Source organism: Petrotoga halophila DSM 16923 (assembly GCF_002924615.1).
In genome coordinates, this window is sequence record NZ_JALY01000197.1 from 1 (window position 1) to 10,358 (window position 10,358).

Sequence of the window (10,358 nt, forward strand, 5' to 3'; positions counted from 1 at the left end):
TCTGCTTCTTTGAACAGTATTGTATACCTCGTAATGTTTAGGATTGTACTCGAAATTGCTTCATTTTCGAAGTCCACATATATGTTGATTATATCTTTTTGATGTTCTATCTTTGATATCTCACCTGGTTCTGTTAGATTCAATATCTGTTCAAAGAATTTGGGCGGCTCTTTTCTCATTTGGATTTATGCCTTATATATTTTAGCTTTCTTACAGGATACCAGATTATTTAATCATTTATCCAAATTCCATTTTTTCTACCCTACACTTTTCGGAAGAGAATCTAATGATCTTGTCTAAATTTTAGATGGGATTTTCATTTACACAAAATTTACAATAGATATTTCTTTGATAAATAGAGGGTTTCTGGAAGTTTTGTCTGAAATCTGCCAATTTACTTCAAAATTTGGAATTATTCCCAAATAAAGGCGATTATTATCGAAAAGCTTCGATTTACTCATCGAGAGTTAATTTTGATTTTATTGTTTATTAATTTATAATAAGAATTAGTAACGCAAACGATTGCTTACTAAATGCTTATGGAGGGTAACCCCATGCAAAAAACAACTATAAAAGACATCGCAAAGGCTTTGAATATCTCTCCCTCTACAGTTTCAAGAGCTTTAAATGGGAAAAATGGCGTAAGCGAAAAACTCAGTGTAACAATTAGAGAAAAAGCTGAAGAACTTGGTTATGTTGGCAATTTTGCCGCCCGTTCTTTAAAAACATCGCAATCTAAAACTATTGGAGTTACTGTTTCAGATATAAGAAATCCTTTCTTTTTAGATTTTCTAAAAGGGGTAGACAATATTTTATTTCAAAGAGGTTATAAATTCCTTTTAACAGATTCAGGAGAAAATGTTGAAAAAGAAAAAATTTATTTAATGTGGCTTATCGAACACGGAGTAGATGGTATTTTAGCGTCGCCTGTGACTGAAAGAGATGGAAAAAATAATTTAGAACTTTACAAAAAAATTAAGAATATAAGTATTCCAATTGTGTTTTATGATAGAGTCTTCCCTGAGGAATCCCAATTTGATTCAGTCACGGTGGATAATAAAGATAGTATTATTCAAGCTTTAAAATATTTATATAATAAAGGCCATAGAAAAATTGGTATTTTTCTTTCAAAGAGTGGTATTTATACTATAGAACAAAGATTAGAAGGCTTTATAGAGGGGTGCGAACTTTTGGGAATTAAAATAAATGAAGAATGGATAGCAAAAGATTTGTTTCCCGAAGAAAAAACTTACGATAAATTGAAAAAATTGAAGAAAAATCATAATCTTCCAACTGCAATAATTGCCACAAACAATAAAATAACCAAACAGTTAATTAGTGCTTCAAAAAAATTAAACATATTAATACCGAATACTCTTTCAATTATGGGATACGATGATTTGACGGAAAATGAAATAATTTCACCCCCCATAACGTGCATCAAACAACCAGTCTTTGAAATAGGTAGAATAGCATCGACTATATTGTTAGGAAAAATAGAAAATGATGAAACTAAAACAACTAAGATCGTGTTGAAAACAGAGATTGTTGAAAGAAATTCGATCATTAATTTGAATAAAAATACACTTAATTGAATTTATTCTGTTTAAATTTTCAACTTTCATATATTACAACTAGGAGGTGTTTGGTATGAAAAAGGGTCTAACTGTTTTGTTGTTAGTTACTGTTTTATTGAGTTTTTCGTTGATAGGTTTTGGACAAACTAGCTTTTTTGATATTTCAAAGGCAAATCCACCTAAAGCTATTCAGTCAAGTGACATGACAATCTTCTTCATAGTAAAAGCTAGTGAGAATGAATTTTGGCAGATTGTTTTGGATGGAGCGCAAAAAGCGGCGAACCATTTTGGTGTAGAATTTATTCATCAAGAAGCCACTTCGGAGTCTGAAGTCTCAAGGCAAGTTTCTATTTTAGAAACAGCGATTTCTACAAATCCAGATGCTATTGTTTTGGCTCCTACTGTAGCAGATGCCTTAGTCCCTGGAATAGAAAGAGCTATGGATAGTGGAATCCCGGTAATAATTATCGATTCCATGGCTAACACGGATAACTATGTATCATTTTTAGGTTCAGATAACTACACTATTGGCCAAAGATCCGCAGATGAGTTAGCTAAGGCACTGGAAGAGAAAAACGGTTCTCCAAGCGGAAAGGTTGCAGCAATAACATATATGAGTGGAGTTGGATCATTAGAAGCTAGAATCTCAGGATTCTTGGATAGAATTGAAGAGGCATATCCTGATATTGAGGTAGTCAGTGTAAGAGATGCTATGGGGCAAGTCGGTAACACCATAAACATTACTTTAGATTTGCTGACTGCTTATCCTGATTTGGATGGTTTGTATGCTAATAATCAAATGACAGGAGATGACATGGTAAGAGCTCTTGATATGCAAGGAAGAAACGATTTAGCAGCTGTTGCAGTGGATGCCAGTGCCCAAGAGATTTGGGGGTTAGAAAATGGTTATTTAGACTCCGTTCTTGTTCAACAACCATGGGTTATGGGATACGCTGGAGTCGCCTACGCTGTTATGGCAAGAAATGGAGTGCCTCTTGCTAAAAATGTCGATACTGGAATATTAGTTATTACGCCGGAATCATTAGCAAGTGGAGAAGCAGATGCTGCTATAAATCCTTTTGAATATTACAAGGATTGGTAAAAATTCAAAAAAACTAAATGGGGGAGACTTTATTCTCCCCTATTTTAAAAAGAGGTGGTTTGAAAGTGGCTGATGAAATCAATTCTAGTTACAGTGTCATAATGAAAAATATCACCAAAACTTTCCCGGGTGTAGTAGCTTTAGCAAACGTTAATTTCGAATTAGAGGAAGGAGAAGTCAAAGGATTAGTTGGCGAAAATGGAGCAGGTAAATCAACATTAATTAAAATTTTAACGGGAGCCTATACTCCTGATCAAGGTGAAATTATTATATTTGGTGAAAAATTTGGTGCCTTAAATCCGATTATTGCTGAAAAAAAAGGAATTGCGGCGGTTTACCAAGATTTAATGTTAGCTAACCATCTAACGGTTCAAGAAAACATATTTTTAGGTAATGAATTATCTAAATTGGGTTTAATAAATAAAAAAGAAATGACTAAAAGAACCAATGAACTATTAGCAAACTTGGGGTACGAAGGAATCATTCATCCTTTAGATAAAGTTAGGAACCTAAGTTCCGCTCATAAGGGGATGGTGGCTATTGCGAAAGCTCTTGCAAAAAATGCGAAAATTATGATTTTTGATGAGCCTACTGCTGTTCTAGCCGAAAAAGAGGTTAAAGAACTATTTCGAGTGGTGAAACAATTAAGGAACAATGGAATTTCTGTTATATATATTTCGCATAGATTAGAGGAAGTATTTGAAATTTGTGATACCGTGACTGTTTTGAAGGACGGAAAAGTTGTAGGAAGTAGAAAGGTTGAAGAAACAACTGAGGATGAATTGATAACTATGATGGTAGGTAGAGAACTGAAAAAGGATTTGTATCTAGAGCGAAATATAGGGGAAGAAGTTTTAAGGGTCGAGAATTTAACAAACAACAAAGTAAAAGACTGCTCTTTTTCAATAAAAAAAGGCGAGATAGTTGGTATATATGGTTTAGTTGGTTCTGGTCGAACAGAACTCGTAAGAGCTTTATTTGGAGCGGACCCTATTGAAGAAGGGAATATATATATAAGAGGTAAAAAAGTTAATAAACCTTCTCCAAATAGTTCGATTAAAAGAAAACTTGGATTACTCCCTGAGGATCGAAGAGAACAAGGTTTAGCTCTTAGGCTTTCTGTTAAAGATAATATAAACCTGCCTATATACACCCGTATAAGTAAAATTGGAATTATCAATTCAAAAAAAGAAAAAGATAATACGTTTCATTTCATAGAATCTTTATCGATTAAAACTCCTACAATTTATCAAAAAGTTGAAAATTTAAGCGGTGGAAATCAACAAAAAGTAGTTCTTTCCAAGTGGTTAGCTAGTGAATCAGAGGTTTTTATATTAGATGAGCCGACTAATGGAATAGATGTTGGTGCAAAAGAAGAGATTTATGAATTAATAAATGATTTAGCCTCGCGTGGGAACGCAATTTTATTTATATCATCGTATATTCCTGAGTTGATGTCCATTTGTGACAGGATACTTGTAATGAGAGAGGGAACCATCTCGGGAGAGGTAACTAGGGATGAATTCTCTGAGGAAAAAATTCTATCCATCGCTTTAAAAACTGAAAACAACAAGGTAGGTGTAAAGAATGACTAACAACAAAAAAATAAATTTTACCTGGAGTACTCAAACAGTTATATTATTAGTAGTAGTAGCTATGTGGATTTTTCTTTCTCTATCTACAGAGAATTTTCTAACTATATCAAATATTCAAAATGTACTTAGGCAAGTGACCATCCAAGGAATAAATGCAGTCGGTGTTACACTAGTTATCATTACCGCAGGGATAGATCTATCCATCGGTTCAGTTGTTGCTTTGGTTAACATACTTTTTGCAACCCTTTTAGTGGGGGGAACTCCAATTTGGTTTGGAGTTTTGATGGTTCTAGCGCTAGCGGCAGGTCTTGGTTTTGTAAATGGTTTTTTTGTTCATCAGTTTAGGGTACCACCATTTATTGCAACTTTAGCTATGATGAGTATCGCAAGAGGAGCTGCATTACTGATTTCCGGGGGAAGAAATGTCTTTGGACTGCCCAGAAGTGTAGCAGAATTTTCATCTGGGACACTGTTAGGGATTCCTAACTTATTTTGGTTTTTGATAGCTGTAATAGGCTTTATGGAATTTTTATTGAGAAAAACAACATTTGGAAGATATGTTTATGCAGTTGGGAGTAACCCAGAGGCCGCACGATTATCTGGAATAAATATTAGATGGGTTATTATAGGAGTTTATATGATAGCTGGATTTTTATGGGGGTTATCTGGAATATTAGAAACTTCAAGGCTTTGGATGGGAGTTCCAAGCACTGGAACAGGTTATGAATTAGATGCAATAGCTGCAGCCGTCCTTGGAGGAGCAAGTTTAATGGGTGCGCAAGGAAGCGCTATTGGAGCATTCTTGGGTGCTTTAGTTATGGCGACTATATATAATGGATCCGTCCTTTTGAACATTAACCCATTTTGGCAAAGAATAATAGTAGGAATTATTCTAGTGATAACTGTTTCGATTGATCAAATGCGTTCCAGAAGAGGATAATAAAGTGAATTCGTGAGGTGATTTTTATGTTAAAAAACATACCTAAGATAATATCTCCAGAATTAATGAAAGTCCTATTAGAAATGGGACATGGGGATGAAATATTGTTGGCTGATGGAAATTATCCCTGCCATTCGGTGGGAGTCAAAGTAGTAAGATTAGATGGACATGGAATTCCAGAAATTTTAAAAGCTATCTTAAAATATTTTCCTCTTGATACTTTTGTTGAAGAAAACGTTCTGTTAATGGATAATAATTTAAGTACTAAACCTGAAATTTGGAAAAGTTACGAAGAAATATTGTATGATTCTAAAGAAGACTTTAGAGTGAAAGTGTTAGAAAGATTTAAATTTTATGAAAGAGCTAAAAACGTATTCGCCATAGTTGCGACAAGTGAAAGTGCCTTGTATGCTAATATCATTCTTAAAAAAGGGGTTGTCAAAACATGATATATATAGACTCGATTAATGAAAAAGCTATTTCATTTTTAAATTTTCCTTTTATTCAGGGGTTGACTACAAATCCTTCCATAATAAAAAAGGAGACTAATTCCTGGGGTTTTGTTGAAACCGTCAGTTTCCTCCAAAAAATCCCAGGAAGTCATTTTGTTCAGGGAAGTGTAAAAAAAGATAAAGATTGGTTTATGGAATTGCATAATCTTTTGGAAAAAGGGGAAATTGATGCTAAGAAATTCATAATCAAACTTCCGTGGGATCCTTCTCTTGCAGCAAATTATGTTTTACCTTTGAGAGATTTAGGATTTAAAGTTTGTGCCACCGCAGTTTATACTATACAGCAAACCTTTACGGCTGTTTTTAGCAAAGTGGATTATATAGCTTTTTATTATGATAGAATGAAAAAAAGCCATATTGATGTAGAAAACAGATTGTTAGATATATTAAACATATGTGAAAAAAACAACCCAGAACTTAGATTATTAGGCGCAAGTATAAAAGATATTACAACTGTCAACAAACTACTAAAATTAGGAATTCATGATTTAACTCTTCCTTTGAACGTTGTGGAGGAAATTTTAAAGACTAATTTTCCACAAAACGATTTAGAAATATTTGAAGATGATTTTAAATTATGAGATAAGTAGAAGAAAATTTATTGGTTCCTGCTAAATTTTTTACAAACTAAAATTCGAAAGGACATTATACAATGAATACAAATTATTTTGAAATAATTCCTAAGATTATACCGGTTTTCATCTTGTTAAGCGTTGGATATTTTTTAAAAATCAAGAAGTTTATCTCTAGCAATTCTATTAGTGAGATCAAGAAATTGATCGTTAACATTTCACTTCCTGCACTATTATTCATATCGTTTCTGGATGTTAATTTAACTATAGAGTTCTTTTTTGTCATTCTAATTGTTTTTTTGATCAATCTTTTGATGTTATTAATAGGTAAGGGTTTTGCATTTTTTACAAAGTTAAAGGATCCTCACTTACCTTTGCTTTTCACCGGTTTTGAAGTTGGTATGCTTGGCATACCCCTCTTTGGAGCAATATACGGTACGGAAAGCATTAAATATATGGCTGTGGTTGATCTTGGCCAGGAGATATACGTTTGGTTTGTATTATTTGCTATGTTATTGAGCCTTCAACAAAAAGAAAAGCGACTGCATTTTGTAGGGTTATTTAAATCTTTTATCACTTCTCCGATAATTATAGCTATTTTACTTGGGATCATTATCAATTCTAGCGGGATAAAATCTTTAATTAGTGAAAATTTCCTATTTCAAGGTGTTATTAACAGTATCGATATGCTTGGGAGTTTAACAGTGCCTTTAATACTATTAGTGATAGGATACGAAATTAATTTTAAAACCAGTAATATGAGTTTACCTTTAAAAATTATTGGCGTTAGACTGTTAATATTAGTACCTATTGCTCTTTTAGTTGGGAATTTTGTTTTTAATAAATTTCTTGAACTCGAACCCCTTTACAGCGTTGCTCTACTGTCGGTTGTAGTATTGCCTCCCCCTTTTATTATTCCTCTCTTTTTTAATCAAGAAGATGAACAAAGGGGTGAGAAAAGTTATGTATATAACACCTTGTCAATAAGCACAGTTATATCTATAATAGCTTTTTTAATCACTGCTGTATTTTTCACACCTACTCTTTGAATAATCTGAAAAATATACAAGAATTAAAAAAACCAGTCATTGAAATATTCTCAGGAGGTAATCCCATGCGAAAACCAACGATAAAAGACATTCCAAAGTCTTTGAATCTCTCTCCTTCTACAGGCATATTTAAAAACTCAAAATCAAAGATCATCGGTGCTATTGCGTTTGATATAAGTAATCCTTTCTTTTTGGATTTTTTAAAGGGTGTAGAAGATGTTTTATTTCCACGTGAGTATAAGATTTTGTTAAGTAACGTCGACGAGAATATAGATAAAGAAAAGACCTATTTAAGCTGGATGATAGGTCATGGGGTCGAAGGTATTTTAGCTTCACCAGTTAGAGAAAGAAACGGTAAAAGTAATTTGAGATTATATCAAAATTTTTACAAAATGGGCATTCCAATAGTTTTCTACGATAGGATGTTTTATAGTCAAGGGCAATTTGATCATGTTATTGTAGACAACCAAGATGCAATCATTCAGGCCTTGATGCATCTAAAAGAAACGGGTCATGAAAAGATAGGTATTTTTTTGTCTAAAAAAGGAATATTCACTATAGAAGAAAGACTCAAAGGGTTTCTAAAGGGTTGTAAACTTTTAAATATTCCCGTTAAAAATGAATGGATCTGTGAAGATATATACCCTCATGAAAAAGCTATAGAAGTTTTAAATTGTCTAAAGAGAAAGAATACTTTACCAACGGCGATAATAGCAACAAACAACAATTTAACTAAGTATATAGTTTACGCTGCTAAAAAAAATAATATAAAAATTCCTGAAGAACTGTCTTTAGTTGGATTTGATGATTCACTTGAAAATGAATTGATAGATCCGCCTTTAACGACTATAAAACAACCAATATTAGAAGAAGGTAAGATAGCTGCCACATCTTTACTATCAAGAATAGAAGACAGATATGCCAGACCTATGAATGTAACATTAAAAAGTCAATTAATAAAAAGGAAATCAGTAAAGAATTTGAATTTATAATAGATTAAGTCATATAAGATATTTTGACAATCTTCTTAACTTAATAATAAATTTCAATTCATATACTCCTATATTAATTATATCTTCTGTCCCGCAAAACGTTTATTAATAGTATCGAAAAACTTTTTATGAAAGTCTCGTTATCTCTTAAGGTATTTAACAATAAAGGAGGAAAATTTCCATGTTATTTAAAAGCATAAGAGGAAGGATAACTTTAATTATCGTTGTAATTTTTGTTTTATTTGGGGCAGCAATCTCTTTCAATATTTTTTCTTTGATAAGATCCAACGATGGTTTGGGTAGTTATAGAGATCTTTCTGATGCAACGAATCAAATCTCTGAAATAGAAAACGACTTTTTTGAAGCTGCTTTAGCCTTCAAAGACTATGTGATTAATTACGATGAACAAACAAGAGAAATTATTACTCAAAATATCAACTCTGTTCAAAGTTTCTTTACAGGTGAAACTACCGATTCAACACTTGTGCAAAACGTAATCACAAAGGTAGAGAGTTATGAAAGCGGGTTTAATCAAATTGTTCAATTGAACGAAGAAAAAAATAGACTCGTAAATCAAGATTTTAAAGATATATCCAATGAATTACGCCAAATTATTACCGACTTTAAAACCTTAGCCCAAGAAAATAATGTTTCGATCCTTTCTTTTTATAGTGATAATCTGTTGAATACACTGGATAATATAGATAATTTATCTTCCAAGTATTTCTCATCCAAATCTCTTGGAGATAAAAACAATGTTTTAGACGTTTTTACTGAAATGGATTATCAACTTTCGAATATAGAATATAGGTTAACCTCTGACGAACTAACTGAAATGTTCAACCAGACGAAAGACATGGTTGAACAATTCAAAGACACCTTCGATCAAATAGTCACAGCGATAGAATCCCAGGAGCCTATAATCGGGCAGATGGAGCAAGCAAGGGTAGAGATACTGTACCTATTAGAAGAACAAAGAAATAAATTAAAGGTCCAACAAGACACGTTAGGTCCATCACTCATAGAAGAAAACAACAGGGCTATAACCTTGACAGCCATCTTAACCGTAGTAGCTTTCGTAGTATCGATAATCATGGTCATCTATCTAATAAGAAGTATAACGAAACCACTGTTAGACTTCAAAAACAAGATAAACCAATTCAAAGAAGGAGACTTAACGGTAAACTTTGAAAGTAAAAGCAAAGACGAGATAGGACAGATGGCCAACGCCCTATCAGAAATGAGTAAAGAATTGAGAAGATCCATGGGGTCAATAAGGCAGGCATCAGACAAAGTAGAAAACGCATCAGAAAATCTAACACGCTCATCACAAGAAAGCAGAAAGAACTCAGAAGAACTCAAAAACCAGATGGACAAGATACAAACAAGTACGGAAGAAACGGCGGGAAACGTAGAAGAAGTAACCTCAGGTGTAGACGAAGTAGCAAGGGCTGCACAAGGTGTATCCCAAGACGCACAAAGACTAAGTGAAGAAGCAGATGAAACGAGTAAAGCTGCAGAAGAAGGAAGCAAAACGATAGAAAGTATAAGTCAAGCGGTGAAAGAAGCGGTAGAAAGGACCAAAGAAAGTCAAAAAGAAGTAGAAACACTCGCAAGCAACGCCAAGAACGTACAAAGTATAGTAGAAACGATAAACTCGATAACGGAACAAACGAACCTGTTGGCACTAAACGCAGCGATAGAAGCGGCAAGGGCAGGAGAAGCTGGAAGAGGATTTGCAGTTGTAGCGGATGAGATAAGGAAGTTAGCGGAAGAATCAAGGAATGCAACGGATGAAATATCAGAAATACTAACCAACATAACGCAAGGGACGAACAAAGTAAACGAATCTACGAACAAGGTAGTAGGAACGATAGGAGAAATAAACGAAAAGATGGTGAATGTACAACAAAGTTTCAACCGGATAAAAGAAAGGATAGAAAGGATGGACCAAGGGATAGAAAACATGACTGCAAGTGCAGAAGAACAAAGTGCAAGTGCGCAAGAGATGAGCACAGC

The 10,358-nt window shown here is 33.5% G+C and carries 9 protein-coding genes; all 9 read left to right on the forward strand.

What is annotated here, in order from left to right:
- Positions 1 to 554 precede the first annotated feature (554 nt).
- Positions 555 to 1,595, forward strand: a complete 1,041-nt coding sequence (locus AA81_RS09815; RefSeq protein ID WP_012209390.1) for a LacI family DNA-binding transcriptional regulator — start codon at positions 555 to 557, stop codon at positions 1,593 to 1,595.
- A 55-nt stretch (positions 1,596 to 1,650) separates the two neighbouring features.
- On the forward strand, positions 1,651 to 2,679 hold the full coding sequence (locus AA81_RS09820) for an ABC transporter substrate-binding protein (protein ID WP_012209391.1): 1,029 nt from the start codon (positions 1,651 to 1,653) through the stop codon (positions 2,677 to 2,679).
- Between the two features lie 65 nt (positions 2,680 to 2,744).
- A complete protein-coding gene (locus tag AA81_RS09825) occupies positions 2,745 to 4,274 on the forward strand; it encodes a sugar ABC transporter ATP-binding protein (protein WP_196793029.1) in 1,530 nt (509 codons plus the stop codon).
- A complete protein-coding gene (locus AA81_RS09830; RefSeq protein WP_012209393.1) occupies positions 4,267 to 5,214 on the forward strand; it encodes an ABC transporter permease in 948 nt (315 codons plus the stop codon). Before AA81_RS09825 ends, AA81_RS09830 begins: the two co-directional genes overlap by 8 nt.
- A gap of 26 nt (positions 5,215 to 5,240) precedes the next feature.
- On the forward strand, positions 5,241 to 5,663 hold the full coding sequence (locus tag AA81_RS09835) for an RbsD/FucU family protein (protein WP_012209394.1): 423 nt from the start codon (positions 5,241 to 5,243) through the stop codon (positions 5,661 to 5,663).
- Positions 5,660 to 6,307, forward strand: coding sequence for a transaldolase family protein (locus AA81_RS09840; protein WP_012209395.1), 648 nt, complete (start codon positions 5,660 to 5,662; stop codon positions 6,305 to 6,307). Before AA81_RS09835 ends, AA81_RS09840 begins: the two co-directional genes overlap by 4 nt.
- 71 nt (positions 6,308 to 6,378) lie before the next feature.
- Complete coding sequence (locus AA81_RS09845; RefSeq protein WP_012209396.1) at positions 6,379 to 7,347, forward strand: AEC family transporter; 969 nt, start codon at positions 6,379 to 6,381, stop codon at positions 7,345 to 7,347.
- A 65-nt stretch (positions 7,348 to 7,412) separates the two neighbouring features.
- Positions 7,413 to 8,339, forward strand: coding sequence for a substrate-binding domain-containing protein (locus AA81_RS09850; RefSeq protein WP_012209397.1), 927 nt, complete (start codon positions 7,413 to 7,415; stop codon positions 8,337 to 8,339).
- Positions 8,340 to 8,520: 181 nt separating this feature from the next.
- Positions 8,521 to 10,358: methyl-accepting chemotaxis protein (locus AA81_RS09855; RefSeq protein ID WP_103898918.1), on the forward strand; the 1,838-nt coding region annotated here is incomplete at its 3' end.